Source organism: Lacihabitans sp. CCS-44 (assembly GCF_024343735.1).
Lineage (GTDB): Bacteria > Bacteroidota > Bacteroidia > Cytophagales > Spirosomataceae > Leadbetterella.
The window spans coordinates 67260-94160 of record NZ_RJUE01000005.1 but is presented as its reverse complement, the minus strand read 5'-3'; the positions used below and the strand labels follow the sequence as shown (position 1 = coordinate 94160).

Sequence of the window (26901 nt, the reverse complement as noted above, 5' to 3'; positions counted from 1 at the left end):
CTCGATGCATTTTGCCTAAATGCCTCAGTGCCTCTTACTTAAATGCCTTTGTGCCTCAATGCCTTTTGCCTAAATGCCTTTGAGCCTAAATGCCTTTACAAAAAACCTCACTTAGGTGCAGTACTGTCATAAATCAGCTTACCATCTGCACTGTATTCCTGCATCACAAAAGGCTCGGAATTATCAAAAATATCCTTTGGGTGCTGTGTTACTTTCTTGCGGCGGTTTCCTCCTGGATAAAACTCCACCCAACGGCCAACCTTCTTGCCTTCGTCGTAATGGCCCTCTTCGGCAGTAGTGCCATCTTCATGAAATTTCCAGTAAGCACCTGTTATTTTGCCGTAGATTTTCGGCACTATTTCCTTGATTTTAGTAGTATCTATACCGTAGTAACTTATCTCTGATTCTTGGTAAAAGCCTTTGTTATAAACTTCCTTATTGAGCAAATTGAAATCTTTATCATACTCCATCCATCTGCCATGCTTTGCTCCCAAATAATAATACCCTTCTCTGGCTAAGCTTTCGCCTTTGTATTCTTTAAAGGGGCCATGTAATAAGCTGTTGGTTTTGGTGTCTCTGGTAAGGGCTTCCACAAACTTTTTGTTTTTTTCATCAAACCAAGTTAACGTTCTCAGGTACGGACTGGGTTTTTGATAATTTTTCAAAACATAAAACTCCTGATATAAAAGTCGACTACCAGATCCTCTTTTAAAAACTCTTTTATCTATCGCAATTTTCTCAAAACTCTTACCATCAAAAACTTCGGCTTTTGCTTTTTCTATGGCCTTTTTTGCTTTCTTGCTTTTGGCTTTTACGTCGCTTGACAGATTAGGAATCGTTTCATTCAAGAATTTTTTGGCGTCTTCTACTGAGCTTATCTTGTTGTCGCCGGGTAGGTTTATTTTTGCTTTTGGCAAATCTACATCAACTGGTATGGTGTCTTCTATACGCTCCTCCAAAGTCATTTTTTTCCGGTCCGTTTTTCTTTCCGCTTTAGTTTTGGGCTTCGGGATGATATCCTGAGCCAAGACAAAAGACGAAAATCCTGCAATTAAAATGTATATGAAAAGAATTCGTTTCATTATAAGATACCTGTGTAGTACTTTTGTGAGCAATTTGAATTTTCAAAACGTAAATTTCAACAAAAAATTGGAAATATCCGATAAAATATATGTAGCTGGCCACAACGGAATGGTGGGCTCGGCCATAGTTAGGAAACTGAAAAGCCTAGGTTTTACAAATTTCTTGCTAAAAACTTCTAAAGAATTAGACCTTAGAAACCAAACTGAAGTTTTCGAATTTTTGAAAGCCGAAAAACCTGATTATGTATTTTTAGCTGCTGCAAAAGTGGGTGGAATAGTAGCCAATAATACCTACAGAGGTCAGTTTTTATACGAAAACCTACAGATTCAAAATAACGTCATTCATGGTTCCTATTTGGCTGGCGTTAAGAAACTGATGTTTTTGGGCTCGTCATGTATCTACCCAAAATTGGCTCCGCAACCTTTGAAAGAAGACTATCTTTTGACAGGTCTTTTAGAACCCACCAACGAACCCTATGCCATAGCCAAAATAGCGGGCATAAAAATGTGCGAAGCTTACCGTGAGCAATATGGATGCAATTACATCTCGGTGATGCCAACCAACCTTTACGGGCCAAATGACAATTATGACCTCAACAATTCTCATGTACTGCCGGCCATGATTCGTAAGTTTCACGAAGCCAAAATGGAGAACAAATCTAGTGTAGAACTTTGGGGAACTGGCTCGCCCATGCGTGAGTTTTTACACGCCAACGATCTAGCCGAAGCTTGTGTATATTTGATGGAAAACTACAACGACAGCACCTTGGTAAATATAGGTACGGGAGTAGATGTGACCATTAAAGAACTGGCCGAAACAATCAAAAACGAAGTGGGATTTAAGGGTGAAATAATATGGAATACTGAAAAACCAGATGGCACACCACGTAAACTGATGGATGTAAGCAAACTGAATGGATTGGGCTGGAAACATTCTATTGAGCTGAAAGATGGCATAGCCATGGTCTACAAAGAATATAAAGCTCTGCACTCCTAACATGGCAGAGTGGTTTGCAGAGTGGTTTGATACGCCCTTTTATCATATTTTGTACAAAAGCAGAGGCGAAAATGAGGCACAAAGGTTTATTGACAACCTTTCCGAAAAGCTTAATTTTCAGACCAAAGGACAATACTGCGACATGGCCTGCGGCAAAGGCCGGCATGCGATTTATCTCAACTCCAAAGGCTTTGAGGTAGTGGGGCTCGACCTTTCGCCCAACAATATTTGGCATGCACAAGCCTCTGAAAACGAAACACTTCAGTTTCATGAACACGATATTCGTGAGGTATTCAGACCTGAATTTTTCGATGTAATGCTAAACCTCTTCACAAGCTTTGGTTATTTCGAAAATCAGGAAGAAAACCAAAAAGCCGTGGTGGCAATGGCCAGAAATATAAAACCCGACGGAACCTTGGTGTTAGACTATATGAATAGTCGCAAAGCTATTGAGGGTTTCAACTCACATTATGAAAAGACGGTTGATAATATCAACTTCCATATCAACAAAAGAATTGAACTGGGCTATATTTTCAAAAACATAAGCTTTGAAAATGAGGGTGACCAACACCAATATGAAGAGAGAGTGAAATTACTTTTTCTTGAAGATTTCAAGCATTTTTTTGAAAAAGCCGGACTAACGCTCACAGCGGTTTATGGAGATTATGACCTCAATCCTTATCAAGACTTGGTTTCTGACAGAATGATAATGGTCTGTAAAAAGAATTGATATGCAAACATCCAAACTGCCTTCTATACTGAGTTTTGTTGGCTTTACACTGCTGCCTCTTTTTAGCACCTCACTATTAAGCTACTATCTTTTAAAGCACGAAAGTTCATTGGCGAGTTTTGGTAACATAGAGTGGCTAATTCTAACGCTAATACTAACTTTGGGAGCCACTGTGGCACTTTGTCCTCCCACATTTTTGGCAATAGTTTTTGGGTATTTTATGAGTTTTAAAGCTATACCCTATCTGTTAATAATTAACTTTGGAGCCATATTTTTAATCTATGTTTTTTATAAAATACTAGATTTCAAATGGATAGAAGCTTACTTTGAAAAAAATGAAAAAGTAAAAAACCTTCTGAAAAACATCAGGAAAGATGAATTGAAAATCATATTTTTCGCCAAGTTATCTCCTATTTTGCCCTTTGCACTGACTAATCTCACTTTTGCAATTTCTGGAGCAAAACTCAAAAATATCCTCATTGGAGGTTTTGGAGGAATGCTTCCGAGGACACTTTTGGCAGTGTATACGGGCAGTCAGGCCAAAGAAATACAAACACTCATACAAAACCCGAACGAAGGACTTTTTTCAAAAATATTGGTACTTTTGCTTGTCATTGTGTCGGTTTGGGGCATCACACATTATTTTAGGAAAGCTGTAAAAATGTAAAAATGGATTGGCAAACACTGTATTCTAACAAAAGATTGGGTTCGCAAAACACCCACGCAAGAGACGAAATCAGGGGTGACTATATGCGTGACTACGACCGTGTAATATTCTCTTCGCAGTTTAGGCGTTTGCAAAACAAAACCCAAGTTTTCCCTCTCCCAGGAGCATTTTTTGTACATAATCGCCTTACACACAGTCTCGAAGTGGCCTCAGTTGGGCGTTCGCTCGGAAAAGCCGTTGGTGAGCTTTTGGCCACTAAGCACAAAGATAAATTCACCCCAAACGCTAACGATTTTTATAGATTTGAGCTTTCTGATGTCATTCAAACGGCTTGCCTTTCACATGATATTGGCAATCCGCCATTTGGGCATTTTGGTGAAGAAGCCATTCGAACTTTTTTTAGCGATTTTTTTGCAAAAAATGAAGTAAGCAGTGACATCGCCGAAAATCAAAACCAAGATCTGATAAAATTTGAAGGAAATGCGAATGCTTTCAGAATACTCACCACACTCTTTCAAGAAGCTGGCTTGAAGCTCACCTATACCACGCTAGTTTCTATCATAAAATATCCAACAGACTCGGTTTCAGGATTCAACAAAAAATCTCTGGGAACGAAGAAATCTGGCTTTTTTGATTCAGAAATTACACATTATCAAGAGATTGTAGAAGAACTGGGCATACAAAGACTAGACGAAACTAAAAATATCTATGCACGCCATCCCTTTGTTTTTTTGGTAGAGGCCGCAGATGATATTTGTTATAGAATAATCGATTTGGAAGATGCCTTTAAGTTGCATGTCATTTCTTTTCAGGAAGCTCAAGATTTGCTATTGCCTTTGTTTGTAAATGACCCCAGCTACGTTTATATCACTCAGAAATTAGAGACTATAGTCGACGAAAGCCAGAAACTTTCGCTTTTACGAGCTATGTTGGTGAACAATCTTACTCGAAAATGCACCCAAGTTTTTCTTGAAAATGAAGAAGCACTTTTGAATGGAACTTTGAACAAATCTCTCATAGATTTGATTGACGAGCCATCTATAGCACAATTGAAAAAGATAGATCAGCTTTCGTTTCAGAAAATATACAATCACCCATCAGTCGTAGAAAAAGAATTGGCTGGATATCATGTTATTTATGGTCTTCTGGAAGATTTTGTGGGAGCATTGATGCTGCCGGAATTGGCTAAATCTCAGAAAATCTTACGATTAATACCTATGCAATTCCGCATTACGAAAGAAAATACACTTTATCAAAACTTACTTTCAATCGTAGATTTCATCTCGGGTATGACAGACGTTTACGCCATGGACCTGTTCAGAAAACTTCGCGGAATTCAAACACCAGAGTTTGGTTAATGCTCAGCTTGGGCGAAGCCGAAATACGGTCACTGAGCGTAGCCGGAATACGGTCACTGAGCGAAACCGAAATATGGTCACTGAGCGAAGCCGAAATACGGTCACTGAGCGAAGCCGAAGTGACACTGCGGTAATTGTCTTCGACTCCGATCAGACAACGGAGTGGTCGTTTAGGTGAAATCGACCGTGCATAATTGAGAATCTCTTTCCAACATAAAACTTCATTTCCAACAAAACATTCGTGCACTTAAGATAGCATTTTTCGATATTTTAGGAATTGATTCCTTAAAAATAGCGATATTTTGGGAATTGATTCCTTAAAAATAGCGATATTTTGGGAATTGGAATAATTTTTGAATACTTTTGGGTTAAAATCAAGGCGAAATGATAAAGAGAATTCTTGAAGAAAAACTTAAAAATAGGATTGATTTTAAGAAAGCAATCATCATACTTGGACCCAGACAAGTGGGTAAAACCACTTTAATCAAAAATCTGGCGAACAACATAAATGAGAAATATACCTATTTCAATGGCGACGAAATAGAAACTCAAAATCTTTGGAAATTGGAAAACATAAATTTCTTAAAACAAAGCTTTGGAAATCAAAAACTTATATTGCTTGATGAAGCCCAAAGAATTGAAAACATTGGCCTCATTTGCAAGCAGATTATAGATGCCAACGAAGGATTTCAGCTAATCATCACAGGTTCATCCTCATTAGATATTGCCAACCTTACTCAAGAGCCATTGACAGGCAGAAAATGGGAATACAACCTTTATCCTATTTCGATAGAAGAGCTTTTGAAACACACCAACTATTTAGAAATATTAAAAAATCTAAATAGTTATTTGGTATTCGGCACATATCCAGAAGTAATAAATGAACAAAAAGATGCTCAAGAAATACTGAAAAACTTGACCAACAGCTATTTGTACAAAGATATTTTAGCTCTGGTGGGTATAAAAAAACCACAAATATTAGAGAAAATATTGACTGCTTTGGCCTACCAAGTGGGGAACGAAGTATCATTAAGCGAACTATCACAAACCGCAGGAGCAGACGTAAAAACCATCGAAAGCTACATACATTTATTAGAGCAGTCTTTTGTGATATACCGGCTGAGTACTTTCAGTAGAAATTTAAGAAACGAAATAAACAAAAAGAAGAAGGTATTTTTCTATGATAATGGCATTAGAAATGCTCTCATTTCAAACTTCAATCCCATAACTGCCAGAAACGATATCGGGGCACTGTGGGAAAACTTCTTGATAATGGAACGCAAAAAACTACTTGCCTACCATGGGTTTTACGGAAAGACGTATTTTTGGCGAAACAAAGACAAAGCTGAAATAGATTATGTGGAAGAAATAAATGGTGAACTGTATGTGTATGAATTCAAATGGAATCCAAAAGAAAAAGTAAAATTTCCACCAATATTTATGGAAAATTATAAGCCTAAGTCGGCTCAGTCAATAAACAAGGGGAACTTTATGGAGTTTCTAACTATTTATCCCTACTAAAACACTGTGAAAACCATATAAAAGCACATGTACTGAAAAAAAGCACAAAAAAATAGCGACCAAATGATCGCTATTTTTAAAATCTATTCAACCTTAAATAAAAAACTTTTTATAACGCTACAACAGAGTTAAAATCTGCTGAAACTCCCGAAGGAACATATTTGTCAGCAGCGTCATCGTTGATCCAGTTTTGGCCATCTACTAAGTAACGAAACTGAGTCTCTGTGCCTACTGGCAATTCTATTGTCGTTTTGTAATTTCCATTTTTTTGTTTCTTCAATTGTGTTCCTTCAGAATCCCAATTGTTGAAATCTCCTAATAATAAAACCTGATTTCCTGAAACTTGTTCTGGAGCCAATTCAAAAGTCACTTTACAAACTGGCTTCGATTTTAAAAACTGCTTAGCTAATGCCATAGGTAATTTTCTGTTTGATTACATTGCAAATTTACTACTATAGTTTTTTTAAGTGTATGTGTATGAGTGCCTTAATTTTCAAAATTCTTGAAAAAGTACAATAAAAATATTGATGTATTCAAATATTTCAACAAAAGAAACTTAAAAAGTTCTTAAAATAACAAAATCTTCCCCTTTTCGATTTGTTCAAATTTGCACTAAACAATGAATTAATTTCATAATTTTGAATTATCATCCTTTAAACCAAACCAATGAAGACCTTCAAGAAAATAATTTTCTTTGCACTCGGCTTTATAATATTATTTGCAGCTAGTATATATGGATATTTGGCCTATCTGAAGCCAGACTTAAACGCCACACTTTCACTGCCAGGTTTAAAATCTGAAGTAGAAGTTCTGTATGATAACCACGGTATTCCTCACATTTACGCACAAAACGAAGAAGACCTCTTCTACTCGTTCGGCTATGTACACGCTCAAGACAGATTGTTCCAAATGGAAGTCCTCAGAAGATTGGCGGACGGCAGACTTTCAGAATTGTTTGGAGAACCTGCCTTAGAAAGTGACAAATTTTTCAGAACTCTCAGTTTCAGAGAACACGCCAAACTAACCATAGCAAACACTTACAAAGACCCCAACTCACCATTTGTAAAAGCCGCCAAAGCATACATTAAAGGTATAAATCAATATATCAAAAATGGCAAAACGCCCATTGAATTTACCATTGCGGGTATTCCGAAGACAGAATTCACCCTTGAAGACATGGAAATAATCGTTGGTTACATGGGCTACACTTTTGTGGGTGCTTTTGGTGCTGAGGCTGTTTCCACAGACATCATGAACAGATTGGGACCAGATTATTTCAAAGACATATTGACAGCATGGCCAGATTCTAATTACAAAATTCCTGTTCAAAGAAGTGCTTCGGCCGCTAAAAACTTAGCCCAGATGCACAATCAATTGACCAAAATGAACCAAGACTTGGCTTTCCCGCCTTTCCATGGTTCTAACGGCTGGGTAATTTCCGGCAAAAAAACAAAATCAGGCAAACCAATATTAGCCAACGACACGCACATAGCCTTTTCACAACCGTCCGTTTGGTACGAAGCCCATCTCGAATGCCCTACTTTCAAAACCTATGGCAATTTCTTGGCCGGAACGCCTGTCCCAGCCTTAGGTCACAATGACAACGGCGGCTGGGGTCTAACGATGTTTGAAAACGATGATGCCGACTTTTTCAGAGAAACCTTAAACCCTGCCAACCCAAATCAGGTAAAATATAAAGATACGTGGGAAGAAATAAAAATCAGGAAAGAGATTATTAAAGTAAAAGACAAGCCTGACGTAGTTTTAAAAGTAAAGAAAACCAGACATGGATATTTGCTGAATGGAGCATTTAAAAATGTGGAAACCTACAAAGACCCCATAGCACTTTGGTGGGTATATCATCAGTTTCCTTCACAACATTTGAATGTTTTTTACAATATCTGTAAGTCAAAAAATGCCACCGACATGAGCAAAGCTGTAGCTCCACTCACCTCGCCTGGACTTAATTTTATGTGGGCAGATACAAAAGGAAACATTGCTTGGTGGGCCGCTGGAAAATTGCCAATAAGACCTAAACATGTAGATCCACAGGTAATATTAGACGGCTCAACTGGACTTGATGACCCACAAGGTTGGTACGATTTCAGCTTAAACCCGCAAATTCTAAATCCTGAAAGAGGTGCATTGTATACGGCTAATAATCAACCCGATGATATGGGCAACGGCCTTGTACCGGGTTATTATGTACCAGCAAACAGAGCAAAAAGAATCGAAGAATTGATTTTTACCGATAAAAATGATTGGACCGAAGAAGAAGTACGGAAAGTAATCAACGATGTAAAAAGTAGCAGTTATCCAGGTATGATTAACAGCATTTTTGCTGGCCTAAACGAAACAGAATTGAATGCGGAAGGTAAAAAACTCAAAGCAATACTGAGCAAATGGGATGGCACACATGAATTAGAAAATATCGAACCAACGGTGTTCTACAAATTACTCTATAATATTTATCAACTTTCTTTCCTAGATGAACTTGGCCCAGATGTTTTTGCGGCTTTTGAGCACAATTTTGCGATGAAAAGAAACACCGAATTTTTTCTAATAAATCAAAATTCGAAATGGTGGGATAATATCAAAACCAAAGATAAAGAAACCAGAAAAGATATAATTCTGAAAGCCATTGACCTTACTAATAAAGACTTGGTAAGTCAATTAGGGAAAGACAAAACACAATGGAAATGGGGCAAAGTGCATACCATAGAACATAAACACCCACTTGGAATAGTACCAGTAATTGGCAAATGGTTTAACGTAGGCCCCATTCCTGTAAACGGCGGAAGAGAGACTATCAACAATCTCGATTTTCACATGGATTCAACCGGAACCTACAAGGTAGTTTATGGTCCAGCTTTACGTAGAATCATAGATTTTGGTAATCCAGAAGCCGCTCAAAGTGTAAACCCGACAGGACAAAGTGGTTATTTCATGAGCAAAAGGTACGACGATCAAGCCGAAATGTTTGCCAAAGGAGGCAAAAGACCAGAACTCACCAGTAGAAAAGATATTGAAAAGGTGCTTTACGGGAAGATGATTTTTAGGCCGTGAAGTAAATGTCAGAATTGGGATTCGTAGGATTTGGTGATTTTAGGATTTTAAAGTGTAAGTTCTATTCTTCATTAAATCTTACTTTTTATTTTCGGGATGATTTAAATTATAAACACGTTTAAAATCTAAACTTCTAGACCCAAAATTGATCAGCAAACCGATAGGTAAATTGTAAGCCTGACAATAATTCATTGCTTGGGCTAAATGAACATCTTCGAGTTGGATAATCGCTTTTATTTCTAACATAATACAATCCTCTACGAAAAAGTCGACACGACGAGTACCAATATCATGGCCTTCGTAATAAATCTTCATCGACATTTCTCTCTGATAAGCGAGCCCCTGATTATTCATTTCTATTGCCAAGGCCCGTGAATAAATTAACTCTTGGAATCCATTACCCAAAGTACGGTGGACTTTCATTGCACATCCAATTATTTTGTGGGTGATTTCTTCATATTTCATAATGTAGTGTCGAATTTTTAAATGTCAAAGTAATAAAAGTTGAAGTAAATCCTGAAAGAATCCTAAAATCCCCAAATCCTAAAAATCCTAATTCTGCCTATTTACTCGCAAACAACCCTTCCAACACGGTCACCGTCCTTTCAATTTCTTCCTCAGTAGTGTATTTAGAAAACGAAAAACGCACATTGGCTCTATTTGGATCGGCTTTAAGAGCGTTTAATACATGCGAACCAAGGTTTGTTCCGCTTGAGCATGCACTTCCACCTGAACATGAAATACCTTCAATGTCAAGATTAAAAAGTAACATTTCGTTGTCAGGATGTGGGGGAAAGCTTACATTCAGAACAGTGTAAAGACTGTTATTTATATCTCCCGATGCACCGTTGAAAGTTATGCCCGAAATTTTTTCCTGAAGCAAATCTTTCATTTTACTTTTCAAACCTTTGATATGATTTTTATGGCTTTCAAGGTTTGCATTGGCTATTTCCAAAGCTTTAGCCAAGCCAATAATACCATAAATATTCTCAGTACCTCCACGCATATTTCGCTCCTGAGCACCACCATGTATAAGCGGATTTATCTTAGAATTGGCATTGATGTACAAAAACCCAACGCCTTTGGGACCATGAAATTTATGTGCTCCTGCTACTACAAAATCTACGGGTAATGCCTGCATATCAAATGTATAGTGGCCCATAGTCTGCACTGTGTCAGAATGAAAAACAGCTTTGTGTTGTTTCGCTATCTCTCCTACTCTATTGATATCCAAAAGATTACCAATTTCGTTATTGCCATGCATCAGCGACACCAAAGATTTTGGTTTATCTTTCAATATTCCACTTAGGCTGTCTATATCTAAATTTCCTGCAGCATCATTTTCTAAAAAGCTCAACTCTATTTTACCCAGTTTCGCCAGATTTTCTAATGTATGCAAAACCGCATGATGCTCTAAATGAGAAGTAACCGCATGTTTTACACCTAAAGTTTCCACCGACTGAATGATGGCCGTGTTGTCGGCCTCCGTTCCGCCTGAAGTGAAGAAAATTTCACCTGGTGAAGTGTTCAAAATAGCCGCAACTGATTTTCTAGCCATCTCCAACGCTGACTTCACTTTTCTGCCATGGGAGTGAATAGAAGACGGATTACCAAAGTGTTCTTTGAAATAAGGAAGCATGGTCTCGAAAACTTCTGGGTCAAGAGGTGTGGTGGCGGCGTTGTCAAGAAATATCTTTTTAGACATGATTTTGAAGATGAAATTTTGTGCAAAAGTAATTTTTTTAAATACAAGAAATTACTCAATAGGCACATTTCTTTTAAAAGCCCGTCCGAAATCTATCAGAGATTCCGTTTTCAATACCCCCGGAATATGGTCAATTTTTTCATATAAAACCTTTCGCATGTGTTCACTATTCTTAGCTACTATCCTGATATACAGCGTATATTGTCCTGTAATGTAATAACATTCGACCACTTCGGAAATTTCTTTTAGGGCATCTATGATGATCTCCGAATTACAATCTTCTTTCAGAATAATGCCCGTAAAAGCACTCCATTCATAGCCCATTTTTCGTTCGTCAAGTTCGAGGGCCATTTTTTTAATGATACCTTCGGCCCGCATTCTATTTACCCGCTGATGCACCATGGTATTCGAAATCTCCATTTTTTTAGCAATATCAGAAAAAGGCTTTCTGCCGTCTTTTTCTAATTCCTTCAGTATCAACTTATCGTATTCGTCTAATTCCATTTCTTTAAAAAAATTAAAATCAAATTTTATAAATAACAATACTTTTATAGATATATTTCTTTTTTTTACTTCGAAAATAAAAAATAAAACCAATATTTTGTAAATATAAAGAAATACAAACTTTTTTGTGCAAAATACTATAAATATGACAGCCGAAATCACAAAAACCGAAACCTTCATTGAACTCGAGGAAAAACATGGAGCTCACAATTACCATCCGCTTCCTGTAGTTTTGGAGCGTGGCGAAGGTCCATTTGTTTGGGACGTTGAGGGAAAACGTTATTATGATTTTCTTTCGGCTTATTCGGCTGTAAATCAAGGACATTGCCATCCAAGAATCATAAACGCACTTACGCAGCAAGCACAAAAACTTACCTTAACCTCCAGGGCTTTTCACAGTGCTTCGTTGGGTATTTTTGAAAAATACATCACGGATCTGTTTGGCTACAACAAAGTTTTGATGATGAACACTGGCGTAGAAGCCGTTGAAACTTCACTAAAACTTTGCCGCAAATGGGCCTACGAGAAAAAAGGTATTCCAGAGGGAAAAGCCAAAATATTGTTTGCAAGCCAAAACTTCCATGGACGCACTTTGGGAGTAATATCTGCATCAGTAGACCCAAGTAGTAGGAATGGTTTCGGGCCGTTTTTACCCGGATTTGATGTAATCGAATACGACAACATAGAGGCTCTTGAAAACGCACTGATTTCAGATCCATTTGTGGCTGGATTTATAGTAGAGCCCATTCAAGGCGAAGCCGGTGTAAAAGTTCCAAGCAAAGGCTACTTAAAAGAAGCCGCTAAACTATGTAAGGCCGCCAATGTACTTTTTATCGCAGACGAAATTCAGACAGGAATTGCTCGAACAGGAAAAATGCTTTGTGTTGATCATGAAGACGTTAGGCCTGATATTGTGATTCTAGGAAAAGCACTTTCTGGTGGAGTACTTCCTGTTTCAGCTGTATTGGCTGATGACCACATCATGCTTTGTATAAAACCAGGTGAGCATGGCTCTACTTATGGTGGAAATCCTTTGGCTTGTGAAGTAGCCAAAGAAGCACTTCAAGTAGTTTTGGATGAAAAATTAGCAGAAAAAGCTGAATATTTAGGAGAAATTTTTAGGTCTGAAATCAATAATTACATCGAAATGAGCCAAATAGTGACTTTGGTTAGAGGAAAAGGTTTATTGAATGCCATTGAAGTAAACACCACCGAAGACTCAGAATTGGCATGGAATATATGTTTGATGTTAAAAGAAAACGGGCTTTTGGCTAAACCCACGCATGGCAACAAAATACGATTTGCACCGCCATTGGTGATTACCGAAGCTCAAATACGAGAGTGCGTGGCGATTATTACAAAAACAATTTCAGCCTTTGAGATGTAATTGCGTTTTTCTTAACACGATTTTTCAAATCGTGGGAAACTGATTCCATTGAATTCTGAAATATTTATTTGAGCGATTTGAAAAATCTTTTCACACAAATAAATACTTAAAACTACTTGCAAATACAACAGTATTACTGTAGCTTTACTACAGTAAATATTAAATATGAGCAGAATAGACTTAAACAAACCCTATGTTGACTTCCTCCAAAGTCAAGTAAAAGCTGGCCTTTTTAGGTCGATTACTTCAGCTGCCGAAGATGCAATAAGAAGGCAAATGCTTGAATACGAAAAATTAAGAATCCAGAGTGTATTGGCAGAAATAAAAATTGGCGAGGAGGATATTATGTCTGGAAATATTGAAAATTATGACAAAGCCTTTCTTTCGAACATAATGAGAGAAAGTAAGCAGTAAATATTTCGTTATGTTTTCAATAAAAATCACCAAATCCGCAAGGAAAGACTTAACAGAAATTTTGAAATACACACTCACTGAACATGGCGAATTGCAATGGAAAAAATATGGCCAAATGATTGAGAAAAATTTCGACCTGCTTTCTAAAAATCCCACCATTGGCCATAAAAGAAACGACATTCCTGAATACTGTTTAACTTGGCCAATCGGAAATCATTACATAATATACAAAATTATTGACCAAAGTATTTTCATTCTGAGGGTATTGCACCAAAAAATGAACTTCGTTAATAGTTTTAATCAATAAAACATTTTTATTGGTTTAGACTAATTTCTTTATAAATTGAGATTCCAAAAACCTTAATATTGCTCTCGAAACGAATTTCAAACCTTCCCAATTCTGTTCAAACGCTCTTTGCAGCAGTAGCAGCATTTTGTACTTATTTATGCTTTTATCCCTTTCGTAGAGCTTACACAGCAGCCACTTTTGAGGAATTATATTTCTGGGGCATTCATTTTAAGATACTCATAATCACTGCACAAGTACTCGGCTTTGCGGTTTCGAAAGGCATCGGCATAAAGATTGTTTCTGAAATGAAACCTGAAAATAGAGCCAAAGGATTGTTACTTTTCACCGGTCTTGCTTGGATTTGTATGTTATTTTTTGGATCAACTCCAGCTCCTTATAATCTCATTTTTGTTTTTCTTGGAAGTTTGCCTTTAGGTTTGTTCTACGGAGTTATTCTTGGTTTTTTGGAAGGTCGAAAAAGTACCGATTTGCTTGTGGCTGCACTCACAGCCTCTTTTATTATCGGCTCAGGATTCGCAAAAAGCATTGGCAAATGGGTTTTGAGTAGTTTTGACGTGTCCGAATTCCTCATGCCTTTTGTAGCAGATTCTATCATGTACATTCCTTTGGCTATTTCGGTATGGTTTTTGGCTCAAATTCCTAGACCCAGCGAAGCTGACAAAAATGACCGAGTAGAAAGGCTTCCGATGAACAAAAATGACCGAAAAGCCTTCAGAAAAGAATTCGGAATAGGATTGGTTTTATTCATTGCATCCTATGTTTTACTCACCGCCTATCGCGAATTTAGGGACAATTTCATGCCAGAAATTCTCCAGGAATTGGGCTATGGTGTCCAAACTGCTCTTTTTACCAAAACCGAGATACCAATTGCGGTTGTGGTTTTGCTACTTATGGCTTCGATGCGATGGATTAAAAATCACGCAAAAGCATTTGTGGTCATTCAGAGTTTACTTTTATTAGGAGCTATTATCATCGGAGTTTCCACCATATTATTTCAGATGCAAATTATAAATCCCATCCTATGGTTGATTTGCGTGGGTTTTGGAGCGTATGTAGCTTATTCTATGTGCAATAGCATTTATTTTGAACGTATGTTAGCAGCATTTAAATATTCTGGAACCGTAGGCTTTATGATAACACTTGCCGATTATTATGCCTATTTTGGAAGCGTGTTGGTATTGTTTTACAAGAACTTTTTCCAGAACAAAACCACCAATGTAAACTTCTTTATCTATGGCTCTTACGCTCTGGCTATTTCCTATTTTCTGATGGTTTTGGTATCAATGTTCTATTTTAAAAAGAAAGCCATTGCCAACCATTAAATGTATTCCAAACCGTCCATTATATTTGTATTATTATCATCAAAATTCAATCTTAATTTCATGAAAAAAATCATTCTTAGCCTATTTTTAGGCACTGTAATGTTGGTAGGCTGCAAGTCAGAAACTGAACAAAAACCAGATTTAAACATTTCATTGGCACAGTGGTCACTCCACAAAAGCTTCTTTGGAGATGCTCTTAACGGCGATTGGGCGGCTTTTGGAAGACTTTTGAAAGAAAATCCAGACTCTCTACTTCAAGGAAAATTACATCCTGACGATTTCCCGAAAATAGCTGCGGGTTATGGTGTAAATACCATTGAACTGGTAAATACATTCTACTTCTCAAAAGCCAAAGACATGGCTTATTGGGAAGGTTTCAAAAAGAAATGTGACGAGGCTGGAGTCAAAGTGGGTCTAATTATGTGCGATGCACTGGGCGACCTCGGCCATGACGACTTAGTTGAAAGACAAATAGCCGTACAAAATCATTACGACTGGGTGAAAATAGCTAAATACTTAGGGGCGGCTACCATTAGAGTAAACGCTGCAGGAACTGGTACAGCCGAAGAAGTAGCCAAAAATGCAGCCGATGGCCTTAAAAATCTCGGTGAATTTGCGGCAAAAGAAGGTATAAATGTTGTTGTAGAAAACCACGGTGGATATTCGTCAGACGGTTCTTGGTTGGCGGGTGTTATGAAAACCGTAAATATGGAAAACGTAGGAACACTTCCAGATTTTGGTAACTTTTGTTTAGAAAGAGGTCCAGATGGATGCCTAAAAGAATATGACAGATACAAAGGAATAGCCGAGCTGATGCCTTATGCCAAAGGAGTAAGTGCCAAAACGCATGTATTCGGAAAAGACGGCAACGAGTCAGAAATGGACTACGCCAGAATCATGAAAATTGTAATGGATGCTGGATTTAAAGGCAATATCGGGATTGAGTTTGAAGGTACAGAACTATCCGAAGACGAAGGCATAAAAGCTACAAAGGCTTTGATTGAGAAGGTCTTGAAGTAATTTTTAATAAAAGCTTATGTGACATCTTCAAGTGTAGTTTTACTTTTACAAGTATTAGAATTCACTTGAAGATGTTTCTTTTAATTATCAAAAGGAACTTCATTATGATTCTTTTATTAGTTCTTCGACTTCCATTTTTAAAATTGGCATATACTTAACAACAATACTCCAAATTTGAGTAGCGTCTATTTCGTCATAACCATGAGTGAGTCTATTTCTTGCATTTACAATTTTACGAGAGTCTGATATTCTAATACTTGGGTCAATTTTCAACAATACATTTGTTGCTTCCCCTATAGTGATCAAATTCCTCTCTACTGCATCCTGAAGAAGAGAATTACTTTCGTAGTTATTGAAACTTTTATCTGCTTTTAGATAATTCTCAATATTACCGATACACAATAATATATCATTCAACAGCTTAATCTTTCTGTCCATAAATAGCCACTTTGGTTTGATTCAAGACGTCAATAAAATATGGATTTTTCAATGACCTTTCTGTAACCAAATCAACCTCTCTTTTTAAAAGCTCGGCCAATTCGTCTTGCAAATCCCATAAATGTTCTCCTGCTTCAACTGGATCTATATTTTCTTTGAGATTTACCAAAAAATCTACATCACTTTTATTGTTAAATTTTTCGGTAACAGCTGAACCAAATACGAAAGCGTTTTTAACTTGATGCTTAACAAAAAGCTCAGCAAGTTTTGGTAACATTATCTGTATTGAAGGATGTATCATCGAATTAATTTACATTACAAATATTACTATTTTCTCTAATTGATTAATATTCAACAGTCTATATCATTATCCCATTGCCAAATTATAAAATTAGCCCTATTTCTTAAACAACGAATCCACAAAAGCCATTTTGTTGAATACCTGTAGGTCCTCCATTTTTTCACCTACACCAATGTATTTTACTGGAATTTTAAATTCGTCTGAAATGCCTATCACCACTCCGCCCTTGGCAGTTCCATCCAATTTTGTAATGGTCAATGAATTTACCTCCGTCACTTTTGTAAATTCTCTTGCTTGGATTACGGCATTTTGGCCAGTACTTCCATCCAAAACCAACATCACTTCGTGAGGTGCTTCTGGAAGAATCTTTTGCATCACACGTTTAATTTTCCCTAACTCATTCATCAGGTTTACTTTGGTGTGTAATCTACCAGCTGTATCAATTATAATTACGTCGGCTCCTTTTTCTACACCCACTTTAATGGCGTCATAAGCCACCGAAGAGGGGTCTGTATTCATCCCGTGATCTATTACCTCAACACCTACTCGTTCACCCCAAAGTTTTAGCTGATCCACAGCAGCCGCCCTAAATGTATCCGCAGCACCAAGCACTACTTTTTTGCCATTTTTCTGAAAATTATGGGCTAGCTTTCCAATCGTAGTAGTTTTTCCGACACCATTTACACCTACCACCATCAACACATAAGGTTTTGGCAAGTTTTCGGTTTCGAAACTATTTTGCACATCTTGTGAGTTATTTTCTTGCAAAAGTTCCGCAATCTCCTCTCTCAGAATTACATCCAATTCGGCTGTATTCGTAAATTTATCTCTGGCCACACGGACTTCTATACGCTTAATGATTTTGATAGTAGTCTCCACACCTACATCAGAACTTATCAAAATTTCCTCCAGTTCATCCAAAACCTCCTCATCAACCGTGGATTTACCCACAATTGCCTTAGAAATTTTATCGAAAATACTGGTTTTGGATTTTTCCAGACCTTTGTCGAGTGTTTCTTTTTTTTCTTTACTAAAAAAATCAAATAAGCCCATTTATCAGAGATTGAGTGTTGTATGCAAATTTATCAAATTTTATTCAGATTGAGGTTATTTTGATTCTTAAGCTGTTACATCAAATTTTAGGTAGAGTACATATTTATGTTGAAAAATTGGTATTTTTGAACATTCTAAATTATTAAAAACTATGGTCATTGAGATAAATAAGAATTCTGACCCAAAAGAAATTAAGAAGTTATTGCATTCTAGTCCAAAAAAAGGCAATTTAAAAGACTTTTTTGGTAAGCTGAAAAGAAATATTGACGGTTTGGAGTTTCAGAAAAAAGCAAGAAATGAATGGGATTGATTTCATAGCTGATACCAACTTTGTAATATATTTATTAGAGGGTAAAGAAGAGGTAAAAGTCTTTGAAGAATATTCTTATGCAATTTCCTTTATAACCGAAATAGAACTCTTAGGCAACCTCAATATTTCTAAAGAAGAAAAATTGATAATAAAAGAACTTCTAAAAAATTGTGTCATTTTTGACTTGAATGACTCAATTAAAGACATTACAATCGATCTAAAACAGTACAATAAAATAAAAATTCCTGATGCAATTATTGCAGCCACTTCTCTTTATCTGAACATACCGCTCATTACCGCTGACAAATATTTCGGAAAAATCAATGGTTTAAATGCAGTGATTCTAGAAATATCCTAAATACTACTCCCCAAAATACCTCTCCCACAAATCAGCAGGAACTCGTGTGGGTCGCATAGTATGAGGGTCAAGGGCTACCCAAAGTGTACGGGCTTTTACAATTAGGACATCATCCTTGTAGATTTCATAGTGACGGTCAGACGTAACTCCAGAAAAATTATCGACCCAAGTTTTGACAATGATCTCGTCTCCTAAAAAAGCCGGTTTGAAATATTCTATTTCATGTTTTTTAACCACCCAACGCATCCCATCAGAAACTGCAGAAGGTACAGAAGAATACCAATGAGCCATAGCCGCTTGCTGCAAATAGTTGAAATAGACCACGTTGTTCACATGATTTAGCTCGTCAATATCAGCCTCAGCGACTTTTACAATATGTTGGTATATTCTAGGTTTCAATACTTTAAAAAACTCATTACTCGGAACTCACGGCTTCGGCTACGCTCAGCCAGCAAATTAAGAACCAAAATGTTTTACAAAACAAAAAGCCTTAACCGAAACGGCAAGGCTTTCATAAATATCATTGAAAACTTATTACTTTAAAGCTTCAGCGATGTTGTCAACCGCAACCATCTCTTCTTTAAATGAATAAGCACCAGTTTTGTCAGACTTTACAGCTTTGATAACTTTCGCAAAACTCTTCAACGCCGATTTATCCCTAAGGGTCGCAACTACTTTCTTTGCCATTGTATTTTTATGTTAAATGTTTGATGTTCGACTTTGGCCTAAGCCATAATTCAAACAAATTACTTGATTTCTTTGTGTACTGTAACTTTTTTCAATACAGGATTGTACTTCTTCAACTCCAAACGCGACGTAGTATTCTTACGGTTTTTGGTAGTAATGTATCTAGACATTCCTGGCTGACCTGTGGTCTTGTGCTCGGTACATTCTAATATAACCTGAACTCTGTTTCCTTTCTTTGCCATTATTATAAAATATTATCTTTTTCTAAATCGGGCTGCAAAGATATTAATTTATTTCTTTTTACAAAAACCTTTCTCTAAATTATTTACGATAAAAAACAGAATCGATATAAAACTGTACTTTTCTCAGCAAAAATTGTTATGCTTGTACTAAAAATCAACAAAACCGATGCAAAATACCCGAATATTACTCAATCAAAGACCTGTAGGAACGCCGACCTCAGAATGCTGGAGAATAGAAACCGTGGAGCTTCCTGAAATGGCCGAAGGCGAGGTATTAGTCAAAACCAAATACATTTCTATAGACCCCGCCATGCGTGGCTGGATGAATGACTCCAAAAGCTACATCAAGCCTGTTGAAATAGGCGAAACCATGAGGGCATTATCTATTGGTGAAGTCATAGCATCAAAAAACCCAAAATTCGAAGTAGGCGAATTTGTAAACACTGCCACTGGAGTGCAAGAGTATGCTATTTCCGAAGGAAAGGATTTTGTAAAAGTTGATCCAAAAATTTTCCCTTTGCCTGCTTATCTCGGCACGCTGGGCATGTCGGGCCTTACAGCCTATTTTGGTTTGTTAGATATCGGACAACCCAAAGAGGGTGAGACAGTTGTGGTTTCGGGAGCAGCCGGAGCCGTGGGTAGCGTGGTGGGACAAATAGCCAAAATAAAAGGCTGCCGTGTAGTGGGAATTGCCGGCGGACAAGATAAGTGTGATTATGTAATGAATGAATTGGGCTTTGATGCATGTATAGATTATAAAGCGGGAAATCTTAGAAAAAACATAAAAGAAGCATGTCCAGCTGGTGTGGATATTTATTTTGATAACGTGGGTGGCGAAATATTAGACACCGTGTTGACGCTAATCAACAAAAAAGCTCGTATAGTTGTTTGCGGGGCAATTTCGCAGTACAACTCCACTAAGCCTGAAGGACCAAAAAACTATCTTTCCCTGCTGGTGAACCGAGCCAGAATGGAAGGAATAGTGGTTTTTGACAACTATGCCAGATATGGTGAAGCTGCAAAAGAGATGGCTGGTTGGATATTGGCAGGAAAATTAAATGCAAATTTCTATATAGAAAAAGGTGGAATAAAGGCTTTTCCTGAGACCCTAATAAAGCTTTTCGCAGGTGAAAATACAGGAAAAATGGTTTTGGAAGTTGACGCATAATTTTGAATAAAAATTCGTTTTATATTCACAAAAAACACTCTAGATATAAATGAAAGCATTCTTAAAATTAGGAATAGTTTTGGGCTTAGTCATAAATGTTTTGGCTTGCAAAACCAACCAAAGTTTTTTAGCTGAAAATGCGAATTCGGCACTTGAAATGCACAAAAGGATAGCTATTTTGCCCTTTAAAGTAAGTTTCAACGAGGAATACAAAGCCATAAGCAGAGGCGGAAGAGGCCAAAGTAATTGGCAAGAACAGGAGCGTGTGGCTGGACTGGACTTGCAAAAAACTACTTTTAACATGCTGGCTCGCAGGGCAGAGAAAAAAAGACTTGACTTTACCGTTCAGGATTTTTTAACCACCAACAAAACACTTCAAAGTGAAAACATCAGATTTTCAGAATTGAAATCAATTGACAAAGGCAAACTGGCTCGCCTACTTGGAGTGGATGCAGTGATATGGGGCGAAACCGAGATGCAGTTTTCGATGAGAAACTTTGCAGGCCGCAACGGCATGAATACACAACTCCAACTAATTGATGCTGATTCTGGCGTATTGGTTTGGCAAAATCAGAGCTTTCAGGACATCAGCAACAGAATGGATTCGCCCCAAGACTTAGCCGTAAGGGCAGTTCAGAATCTCATTGGAGCCTTGCCTTATAAAGCACGAAAGTAAAGAATCTTGAAAAAATCAATTGCAAATGTGGAATCGTAATGATTTTGGTTAATTTTGCACCTTGAAATTTCAGAAAATCTATGGGAAGAGCATTTGAATTTAGAAAAGCACGCAAAATGAAACGTTGGTCTTCTATGGCCAAGGTGTTTACACGTATAGGCAAGGACATTGTGATGGCCGTAAAATCTGGCGGACCTGACCCTACCACAAACTCACGTTTGAGAGCGGTCATTCAGAACGCCAAGGCCGCCAACATGCCAAAAGTGAATGTGGAGAATGCCATCAAAAAAGCTTCTTCAAAAGACCAAGAGGATTACAAAGAAATGGTGCTAGAAGGCTACGGAATGCACGGCGTGGCGGTATTGGTAGAATGCACCACAGACAACAACAACCGTACCGTGGCCAATGTCAGAAGCTATTTTACTAAATGCAATGGCAATCTGGGCACCAATGGCATGCTTGATTTTATTTTTGAGAGAAAATGCATTTTCAAAATAGCAAATACGCCTGGAGTAGATTTAGAGGAACTAGAGTTTGAATTGATAGACTTCGGTGCAGATGATGTGTTTTTGGATGAAGAACACGACCAAATAAATATATACGGTGAATTTACAGCCTACGGAGCAATTCAGAAATTTTTAGAAGAAAAAGGTCTAGAGCTACTTCATGCTGACTTCGAAAGAATACCAACCGACACCAAAAAACTAAGCGAAGCTGATGCCGCTGACCTTGATAAGTTATTAGAAAAACTCGACGAAGATGATGACGTGCAGAACGTTTATCACAATATGGTTATCGAATGATTCGATTAATTCGATTGACGATTGATTCGATTGACGATTGGTTCGATTAACTAATTTTTAAATTGAAAAATACAGAAAAAGGTCAACGCTTCCGTTGACCTTTTTTGATTTACCCTTTGTGCTCATGACGCCCACCATGGTGATGTTCACCATGATTTCCGCCTCTTCCTTTTCTCATTCCTTCTCTTCTTCTAGCTTCGTTTGTAGCCATTTTTTCTTCGAAAGTCTTATATTGCTCTGGAGTCAATATCTTTTTCATTTCGTTTTTGTAGGCCTGTTTTTTCGCATCATGTTTGGCTTTAATTTCATTACGTTCTGCCTCACGACTCACAACCGACTCTTTGTTAAGCTTGGTAACAGCCGCAAACTGCTGGTCAGTCAGTTTCAAATCAGCCTTTAATTTTTCGCTTCGCTTTTCAGCCATTTTCCCAGGATTAAAATCTCGCTTACTACCTTCGTTTCCAGTTTTTTGGGCAAAAACACCAACTGATAGTGCCGAAATAAGAGCCAATGACATAATTAACTTTTTCATAATTGCATTTTTTATTTGTTATGTGGCTTTGACCTTCACGGTAGTATATGGTTTAGCACGAAAATGTTAAAAAACATTAAAATCAGAAAATTATAGTTTTTCTGAGAAAACCAAATTTTTGACATTTTCAAAAAGCATTCTTTCCTTTTTAGGCTTAAAAACCTATCTTTGTGCGATTTTTGAAATATAACGAAAGCAAAAAATGAGAAAAAAATACGCCGCTGGTAACTGGAAAATGAACAAAACTTTTGAAGAAGGTCAAATCCTTTTGTCAGAAGTGGTAAACATGGTAAACGACGAAATGAACAACCCGAATGTTCACGTAATATTGGGCGTTCCGTTTCCTTATTTGAGTAGTTTTACCAAACTAGTAAATTCTTCAAAAGTATCCATAGCAGCTCAAAACTGCCACCCAAAGCCTTCTGGAGCATATACAGGTGAGGTTTCGGTACAAATGTTGAATTCTGTTGGCGTAAAATATATCATCATTGGCCACTCAGAGCGTCGTGAGTATTTTGCCGAAACTGATGCATTTATAGCTGAAAAAGTTGACGCTATTTTGGCAGAGGGCTTAACGCCAATATTCTGTTGTGGAGAAACTTTGGCTCAGCGTGAGGCAGGCATACATTTCGATTTTGTTTGTGGTCAATTGACCAACAGTCTTTTCCATCTTTCGGCTGAAGCTTTGCAAAAAGTAGTAATCGCTTACGAACCTATCTGGGCTATAGGTACTGGTGTGACGGCCTCTTCAGCACAAGCACAAGAAATGCACAAAGTATTGCGTGACCACTTGGCAAGCAAATACGGACAGTCTGTAGCTGACGAAATCTCAATCCTATATGGTGGTAGCGTAGGTGCTGGCAATGCAGTAGAATTATTCTCTCAACCTGATGTTGACGGCGGTCTTGTAGGTGGAGCATCACTCAAATCAAGAGATTTTACTGATATTTCTAAGTCGTTTCCGGCGTAAGAGATAAAATATTTTATAAGTCGGTCGGTACCGAAGGTAAGACCGCCAAAGAAGCCAATGCGAACTGCGTTGGCTTTTTTGTTGATTATAAAAAAATTTAATGAAAAATGTGACTTTAAATCTCCATTATCGTCAAAGCAAACTTCAATACAAAAAAACATGTATAAAATAGTTACTGCTTTGTTTTAACAAGCAATTTCCTAAATTCAAAATCGTTTACCATTTTAGTATTCACATAAAAACCATTATTAATGAAAATCCTCATTTTACTATTTATCCACCAGCTAAGCTTCGCTCAAACAATAGGAGTCGTCAAAGATTCTAAAACCAAAGAACTAATTCCATTTGTAAATGTTGGCGTAGAAAACCAAAACATAGGCGTTTCGGCCAATGAAAAAGGAGAATTTGTTTTGCCAAATTTAAAGTCTAATGATGTTATTGTTTTTTCAGCGGTTGGATACAAAATATTGAAAATAAAAACTGAAGAAATTCGTGAAATTATTTTACTTGAGCAACAAATTATTGACTTGGATGAGATTTTGGTCAACCCAAAAAGAAATAAAAATTCAAACTTCGTGGGCAAAGTAAGTAAAAAAGATTCGGATGCTTTTTTTGCAAACCGTGGCTTGCCTCAAATAAACGCTAAATACATTCCCTATTCAGAATCAATTTCGAAAACTAGATTCATAAAATCAATAAAAATCGTAACTCGTAGCGAGATAAAAAAATCTGTTTTCAATATTAGACTTTACAAACCAGGGGAAAACGGCGAACCTTCCGAGTTTTATTTTGACCAAAACATAGTTGGAACGTGTAAAAAAGGTTTAAAAGTCACAGAAATCAATATCGAGAGTTTAAACATCAAATTCCCAGAAAGTGGTTTAATAATCGGGGCTGAATGGCTAATCATAGAACAAAATAGATTTGTATTTGAATACGCACAACAAGGGAAAAAGGGGAAAATAAAGAAAACAGAATATTCACCATGGTTCGGTGGAAATATGGAAAAAGAAAACTATGCTTGGACATATTTCAAAAATTCTAAATGGCATAAGCAATCGGAATGGCCGACAAATCATAAAGATTTCAAGGGCAAATTTCACACTCTAGCCGTAGAACTTGTCCTGACTGACTAAAAAAAAGACACACCTCTCAGCATGTCTTTCTCAAAATAAATATCTTTCCTAAATATTAAAACGGCAAATCGTCTTCTCCTTCTAGGGCAGCCGGAATCGGTGCCGGAGTATCTGGTGCTGAAGATGCAGAAGCAGCTGGTGCCTGATTAGCTCCGCTTTCTTTTTCTATTCTCCAACCTTGGATACTGTTGAAATATCTTGTTTCGCCTTGCGGGCTTTGCCACTCTCTACCTCTTAGGTTTATAGACACCTTCACGGCATCGCCAATGGCGTAGCTGTTTAATAAATCACATTTATCTTGCGTAAACTCTATCATTATGTGCTGAGGATAAGTCTCTTCGGTAGTCACTACCAATTCTCTCTTCTTAAAAGTAGGGCTTACTTGTTGCTCAGGGTTTATTACTTTGATATTTCCAGAAACTTCCATCGTATTATGTTATTTTTGTATAAATTCTCATACAAATATAAAAACGATAAGTAGGTTTAAAAAATGATAAGTGGAATTATTTCGGAAATTGCCAAAAAAATGAGCGAAGTCGAAACTTCGAATTCCACATTTTCAGTTCGAAAAAATGACTTTTGGGGCTACAAAAGAGCCGACGACAACATTTTTGTTTTTGCCTCTACACTTTTTATCCTACAACAGAATTCTCGATATCTGAATAAAGAACAAAAAGTAATCTTTGAAAAAATAGAATCTCAAATACTGGCCGAATTTGCGAAATATCAAAACAAAGACGGCCGACTGACCTATAATTTTTACAAAACTAAGCCTTCTCGTCATTTCCCAAATGGGCGATTCATGCGAAGGCTTGACCATTTCAGACTTCCTGATGATATAGACGACACTGCACTTATTTATTTGACATCCAACTATACCAAAGAGCAAACCATTTGGCTAAAAAATCATCTGTCAGAATTTACAGACCAATATCGGGGGTCGAAGAATGGCGAAATCTACAGCACTTGGTTTGGCAAAAATATGCCAAAAGAACAAGACGTTTGTGCCTTACTGAATCTAATGTATTTGCTTTTTAAACACCAAATAGCTCTTGACCAAACAGACAATAACACGCTAAAATTCATCAGTAATGCTGTAAACGAAATCACCAAAAATTCATTCCAAATAGCTCGCCATTACGGCCATCCCGCACTCATAATTTATCATTACGCTCGCTTTATGGCCGATTTTAGCTATCAAGAGTTAGACAATAGAAAAGCAGAATTGATTGACATTGCGAAAAAACTTTTGGCAAAAGAAAAAAGTGCACTTTTTAGAATGCTTTTGGAAACAGCCCTTTTAAAATTTGGAGAAAAAAGAAACAAAATCGACATAAATTTAGACCCTGAAAAACAATTTTATTCATTCATAGGAGCTCCTTTTGCCCCTTTCGAGAATCCCGCAACCAGACTCATTGCTAAAAATCAGTGGTCACAGATATTCTGGAAGTCAGAAATCCATGAGTTGGCCTTGAGATTAGAATATATTTGTTTGATTAGGAAAAATTAGAAAGTTCCAAAATTATAAAAACCAGGCAACCTAAATGTACTCTTCGTTAAAAATTTCTATATTTGATACGAAAATTATAAAAAATGACTAAAAAAGCCATTATTGATAAAACTTTAGAGGTTATTCATAAACTTCCTGAAGATAAAATTAATGAAGTTTCTGACTTTGCAGATTTCCTATTTAAAAAATATGAAGATAAGTTAATTTTAGACAACATTTCCGCTATTGTTGGAAAGAGCGAAAGCTTCAATTTTTTAAACGAAGATGAGAATCTATATTCTTCAAAAGATTTAAAACTTGTCTTTAATGAAAAAGGGTGACATCGTCCTTATTCCTTTTCCATTCACCGACTTGACAGGGAATAAGCTTAGACCAGCACTAATTTTAGTTCATTCTGAACGTGATATCACAGTCTGTTTTATTACCACCCAATTGAAATGGAAGGAAGCCGCAGACCTTAAAATTAGGCCATCATTAAACAACGGTATTAAAAAGGATTCATTAATTAGACTTTCAAAAATGGCAACAATCGACAAATCATTAGCCATTGGAAAACTTGGTTACTTAGACCATGAATACCTCCCCGAATTAAATAAAAACCTCAAGCTTATTTTTGAACTTAATTGAAAGCTAT

General features: G+C 37.0%; 34 protein-coding genes. 21 read left to right on the top strand and 13 right to left on the bottom strand.

What is annotated here, in order from left to right:
* Positions 1 to 107 precede the first annotated feature (107 nt).
* Positions 108 to 1082 carry a toxin-antitoxin system YwqK family antitoxin gene (locus EGI26_RS04695; RefSeq protein WP_255076720.1) on the bottom strand — a complete coding sequence of 325 codons (975 nt, stop codon included), beginning with the start codon at positions 1080 to 1082 and terminating at the stop codon, positions 108 to 110.
* A gap of 67 nt (positions 1083 to 1149) precedes the next feature.
* On the opposite strand from EGI26_RS04695, the gene EGI26_RS04690 reads away from it, so the two are divergent.
* The 5 genes from EGI26_RS04690 (at position 1150) to EGI26_RS04670 (ending at position 6355) form a co-directional block, all read left to right on the top strand.
* Positions 1150 to 2079, top strand: a complete 930-nt coding sequence (locus tag EGI26_RS04690; RefSeq protein ID WP_255076719.1) for a GDP-L-fucose synthase — start codon at positions 1150 to 1152, stop codon at positions 2077 to 2079.
* Position 2080: 1 nt separating this feature from the next.
* On the top strand, positions 2081 to 2809 hold the full coding sequence (locus EGI26_RS04685) for a cyclopropane-fatty-acyl-phospholipid synthase family protein (RefSeq protein ID WP_255076718.1): 729 nt from the start codon (positions 2081 to 2083) through the stop codon (positions 2807 to 2809).
* Position 2810: 1 nt separating this feature from the next.
* Positions 2811 to 3476: a TVP38/TMEM64 family protein gene (locus EGI26_RS04680; protein WP_255076717.1), complete on the top strand. Its 666-nt coding sequence runs from the start codon at positions 2811 to 2813 to the stop codon at positions 3474 to 3476.
* A 2-nt stretch (positions 3477 to 3478) separates the two neighbouring features.
* A complete protein-coding gene (locus EGI26_RS04675; RefSeq protein ID WP_255076716.1) occupies positions 3479 to 4834 on the top strand; it encodes a deoxyguanosinetriphosphate triphosphohydrolase in 1356 nt (451 codons plus the stop codon).
* A gap of 384 nt (positions 4835 to 5218) precedes the next feature.
* Positions 5219 to 6355 (top strand): ATP-binding protein, encoded by a 1137-nt coding sequence (locus EGI26_RS04670; protein WP_255076715.1) that lies wholly within the window; start codon positions 5219 to 5221, stop codon positions 6353 to 6355.
* Positions 6356 to 6464: 109 nt separating this feature from the next.
* On the opposite strand, the gene EGI26_RS04665 is transcribed toward EGI26_RS04670, so the two are convergent.
* Positions 6465 to 6770 (bottom strand): isoamylase early set domain-containing protein, encoded by a 306-nt coding sequence (locus EGI26_RS04665; RefSeq protein ID WP_255076714.1) that lies wholly within the window; start codon positions 6768 to 6770, stop codon positions 6465 to 6467.
* 251 nt (positions 6771 to 7021) lie between these two features.
* Here EGI26_RS04665 and EGI26_RS04660 point away from each other — a divergent pair, with 251 nt between their 5' ends.
* Positions 7022 to 9421, top strand: a complete 2400-nt coding sequence (locus EGI26_RS04660) for a penicillin acylase family protein (RefSeq protein ID WP_255076713.1) — start codon at positions 7022 to 7024, stop codon at positions 9419 to 9421.
* 78 nt (positions 9422 to 9499) lie between these two features.
* On the opposite strand, the gene EGI26_RS04655 is transcribed toward EGI26_RS04660, so the two are convergent.
* The 3 genes from EGI26_RS04655 to EGI26_RS04645 all read right to left on the bottom strand — a co-directional run bounded on the left by EGI26_RS04655 (position 9500) and on the right by EGI26_RS04645 (position 11630).
* The gene (locus EGI26_RS04655; RefSeq protein WP_255076712.1) at positions 9500 to 9886 is read right to left on the bottom strand and encodes a GxxExxY protein; all 387 of its coding nucleotides are present in this window, start codon (positions 9884 to 9886) and stop codon (positions 9500 to 9502) included.
* A gap of 97 nt (positions 9887 to 9983) precedes the next feature.
* Positions 9984 to 11126 (bottom strand): cysteine desulfurase family protein, encoded by a 1143-nt coding sequence (locus tag EGI26_RS04650; protein WP_255076711.1) that lies wholly within the window; start codon positions 11124 to 11126, stop codon positions 9984 to 9986.
* A 51-nt stretch (positions 11127 to 11177) separates the two neighbouring features.
* Positions 11178 to 11630: an Lrp/AsnC family transcriptional regulator gene (locus EGI26_RS04645; protein ID WP_255076710.1), complete on the bottom strand. Its 453-nt coding sequence runs from the start codon at positions 11628 to 11630 to the stop codon at positions 11178 to 11180.
* Between the two features lie 145 nt (positions 11631 to 11775).
* Here EGI26_RS04645 and rocD point away from each other — a divergent pair, with 145 nt between their 5' ends.
* The 5 genes from rocD (at position 11776) to EGI26_RS04620 (ending at position 16083) form a co-directional block, all read left to right on the top strand.
* Positions 11776 to 13017: an ornithine--oxo-acid transaminase gene (gene rocD / locus EGI26_RS04640; RefSeq protein WP_255076709.1), complete on the top strand. Its 1242-nt coding sequence runs from the start codon at positions 11776 to 11778 to the stop codon at positions 13015 to 13017.
* A 165-nt stretch (positions 13018 to 13182) separates the two neighbouring features.
* Complete coding sequence (locus tag EGI26_RS04635) at positions 13183 to 13431, top strand: type II toxin-antitoxin system ParD family antitoxin (protein ID WP_255076708.1); 249 nt, start codon at positions 13183 to 13185, stop codon at positions 13429 to 13431.
* A gap of 10 nt (positions 13432 to 13441) precedes the next feature.
* Positions 13442 to 13738, top strand: coding sequence for a type II toxin-antitoxin system RelE/ParE family toxin (locus tag EGI26_RS04630; RefSeq protein WP_255076707.1), 297 nt, complete (start codon positions 13442 to 13444; stop codon positions 13736 to 13738).
* 59 nt (positions 13739 to 13797) lie between these two features.
* A complete protein-coding gene (locus tag EGI26_RS04625) occupies positions 13798 to 15063 on the top strand; it encodes a DUF5690 family protein (RefSeq protein ID WP_255076706.1) in 1266 nt (421 codons plus the stop codon).
* A 60-nt stretch (positions 15064 to 15123) separates the two neighbouring features.
* Positions 15124 to 16083, top strand: a complete 960-nt coding sequence (locus tag EGI26_RS04620; RefSeq protein ID WP_255076705.1) for a sugar phosphate isomerase/epimerase — start codon at positions 15124 to 15126, stop codon at positions 16081 to 16083.
* A 102-nt stretch (positions 16084 to 16185) separates the two neighbouring features.
* Here the strand turns inward: EGI26_RS04620 and EGI26_RS04615 are convergent, their stop codons facing one another.
* From EGI26_RS04615 to ftsY, 3 genes are all read right to left on the bottom strand, one after another.
* Positions 16186 to 16521, bottom strand: a complete 336-nt coding sequence (locus tag EGI26_RS04615; RefSeq protein ID WP_255076704.1) for a DUF86 domain-containing protein — start codon at positions 16519 to 16521, stop codon at positions 16186 to 16188.
* A complete protein-coding gene (locus tag EGI26_RS04610; RefSeq protein WP_255076703.1) occupies positions 16505 to 16798 on the bottom strand; it encodes a nucleotidyltransferase family protein in 294 nt (97 codons plus the stop codon). The genes EGI26_RS04615 and EGI26_RS04610 overlap by 17 nt, the downstream gene beginning before the upstream one ends.
* Positions 16799 to 16918: 120 nt before the next feature.
* Complete coding sequence (gene ftsY / locus EGI26_RS04605; RefSeq protein ID WP_255076702.1) at positions 16919 to 17875, bottom strand: signal recognition particle-docking protein FtsY; 957 nt, start codon at positions 17873 to 17875, stop codon at positions 16919 to 16921.
* Positions 17876 to 18026: 151 nt separating this feature from the next.
* On the opposite strand from ftsY, the gene EGI26_RS04600 reads away from it, so the two are divergent.
* Together EGI26_RS04600 and EGI26_RS04595 are read left to right on the top strand one after the other, a co-directional pair.
* Positions 18027 to 18185, top strand: a complete 159-nt coding sequence (locus EGI26_RS04600) for a hypothetical protein (RefSeq protein WP_255076701.1) — start codon at positions 18027 to 18029, stop codon at positions 18183 to 18185.
* Complete coding sequence (locus EGI26_RS04595; protein ID WP_255076700.1) at positions 18172 to 18543, top strand: type II toxin-antitoxin system VapC family toxin; 372 nt, start codon at positions 18172 to 18174, stop codon at positions 18541 to 18543. Before EGI26_RS04600 ends, EGI26_RS04595 begins: the two co-directional genes overlap by 14 nt.
* Positions 18544 to 18546: 3 nt before the next feature.
* Here EGI26_RS04595 and EGI26_RS04590 read toward each other — a convergent pair whose 3' ends face one another.
* The 3 genes from EGI26_RS04590 to rpmG form a co-directional block, all read right to left on the bottom strand.
* Positions 18547 to 18942: a thioesterase family protein gene (locus EGI26_RS04590; protein ID WP_255076699.1), complete on the bottom strand. Its 396-nt coding sequence runs from the start codon at positions 18940 to 18942 to the stop codon at positions 18547 to 18549.
* Between the two features lie 135 nt (positions 18943 to 19077).
* Positions 19078 to 19230 carry a DUF4295 domain-containing protein gene (locus EGI26_RS04585; protein WP_255038600.1) on the bottom strand — a complete coding sequence of 51 codons (153 nt, stop codon included), beginning with the start codon at positions 19228 to 19230 and terminating at the stop codon, positions 19078 to 19080.
* Positions 19231 to 19289: 59 nt separating this feature from the next.
* Positions 19290 to 19472, bottom strand: coding sequence for a 50S ribosomal protein L33 (gene rpmG, locus EGI26_RS04580; RefSeq protein WP_255038599.1), 183 nt, complete (start codon positions 19470 to 19472; stop codon positions 19290 to 19292).
* 166 nt (positions 19473 to 19638) lie between these two features.
* Between rpmG and EGI26_RS04575 the strand changes: the two genes are divergently transcribed.
* The 3 genes from EGI26_RS04575 to EGI26_RS04565 all read left to right on the top strand — a co-directional run bounded on the left by EGI26_RS04575 (position 19639) and on the right by EGI26_RS04565 (position 22119).
* Positions 19639 to 20640, top strand: coding sequence for an NADP-dependent oxidoreductase (locus EGI26_RS04575; protein ID WP_255076698.1), 1002 nt, complete (start codon positions 19639 to 19641; stop codon positions 20638 to 20640).
* A 49-nt stretch (positions 20641 to 20689) separates the two neighbouring features.
* Positions 20690 to 21316 carry a hypothetical protein gene (locus EGI26_RS04570; RefSeq protein ID WP_255076697.1) on the top strand — a complete coding sequence of 209 codons (627 nt, stop codon included), beginning with the start codon at positions 20690 to 20692 and terminating at the stop codon, positions 21314 to 21316.
* Between the two features lie 80 nt (positions 21317 to 21396).
* A complete protein-coding gene (locus EGI26_RS04565; RefSeq protein WP_255076696.1) occupies positions 21397 to 22119 on the top strand; it encodes a YebC/PmpR family DNA-binding transcriptional regulator in 723 nt (240 codons plus the stop codon).
* 109 nt (positions 22120 to 22228) lie between these two features.
* Here the strand turns inward: EGI26_RS04565 and EGI26_RS04560 are convergent, their stop codons facing one another.
* Positions 22229 to 22651: a hypothetical protein gene (locus EGI26_RS04560; protein WP_255076695.1), complete on the bottom strand. Its 423-nt coding sequence runs from the start codon at positions 22649 to 22651 to the stop codon at positions 22229 to 22231.
* Between the two features lie 202 nt (positions 22652 to 22853).
* Here EGI26_RS04560 and tpiA point away from each other — a divergent pair, with 202 nt between their 5' ends.
* Both tpiA and EGI26_RS04550 read left to right on the top strand, forming a co-directional pair.
* The gene (gene tpiA, locus EGI26_RS04555) at positions 22854 to 23621 is read left to right on the top strand and encodes a triose-phosphate isomerase (RefSeq protein ID WP_255076694.1); all 768 of its coding nucleotides are present in this window, start codon (positions 22854 to 22856) and stop codon (positions 23619 to 23621) included.
* A 251-nt stretch (positions 23622 to 23872) separates the two neighbouring features.
* Positions 23873 to 24757 (top strand): carboxypeptidase-like regulatory domain-containing protein, encoded by an 885-nt coding sequence (locus tag EGI26_RS04550; protein WP_255076693.1) that lies wholly within the window; start codon positions 23873 to 23875, stop codon positions 24755 to 24757.
* Between the two features lie 55 nt (positions 24758 to 24812).
* Here EGI26_RS04550 and EGI26_RS04545 read toward each other — a convergent pair whose 3' ends face one another.
* A complete protein-coding gene (locus EGI26_RS04545) occupies positions 24813 to 25184 on the bottom strand; it encodes a DUF3127 domain-containing protein (RefSeq protein WP_255076692.1) in 372 nt (123 codons plus the stop codon).
* A 99-nt stretch (positions 25185 to 25283) separates the two neighbouring features.
* Between EGI26_RS04545 and EGI26_RS04540 the strand changes: the two genes are divergently transcribed.
* The 3 genes from EGI26_RS04540 to EGI26_RS04530 all read left to right on the top strand — a co-directional run bounded on the left by EGI26_RS04540 (position 25284) and on the right by EGI26_RS04530 (position 26894).
* Positions 25284 to 26267: a hypothetical protein gene (locus EGI26_RS04540; RefSeq protein WP_255076691.1), complete on the top strand. Its 984-nt coding sequence runs from the start codon at positions 25284 to 25286 to the stop codon at positions 26265 to 26267.
* A gap of 83 nt (positions 26268 to 26350) precedes the next feature.
* On the top strand, positions 26351 to 26587 hold the full coding sequence (locus EGI26_RS04535) for a DUF2281 domain-containing protein (protein WP_255076690.1): 237 nt from the start codon (positions 26351 to 26353) through the stop codon (positions 26585 to 26587).
* Positions 26574 to 26894, top strand: a complete 321-nt coding sequence (locus tag EGI26_RS04530; protein ID WP_255076689.1) for a type II toxin-antitoxin system PemK/MazF family toxin — start codon at positions 26574 to 26576, stop codon at positions 26892 to 26894. Before EGI26_RS04535 ends, EGI26_RS04530 begins: the two co-directional genes overlap by 14 nt.
* The last annotated feature ends 7 nt before the right edge of the window (positions 26895 to 26901 follow it).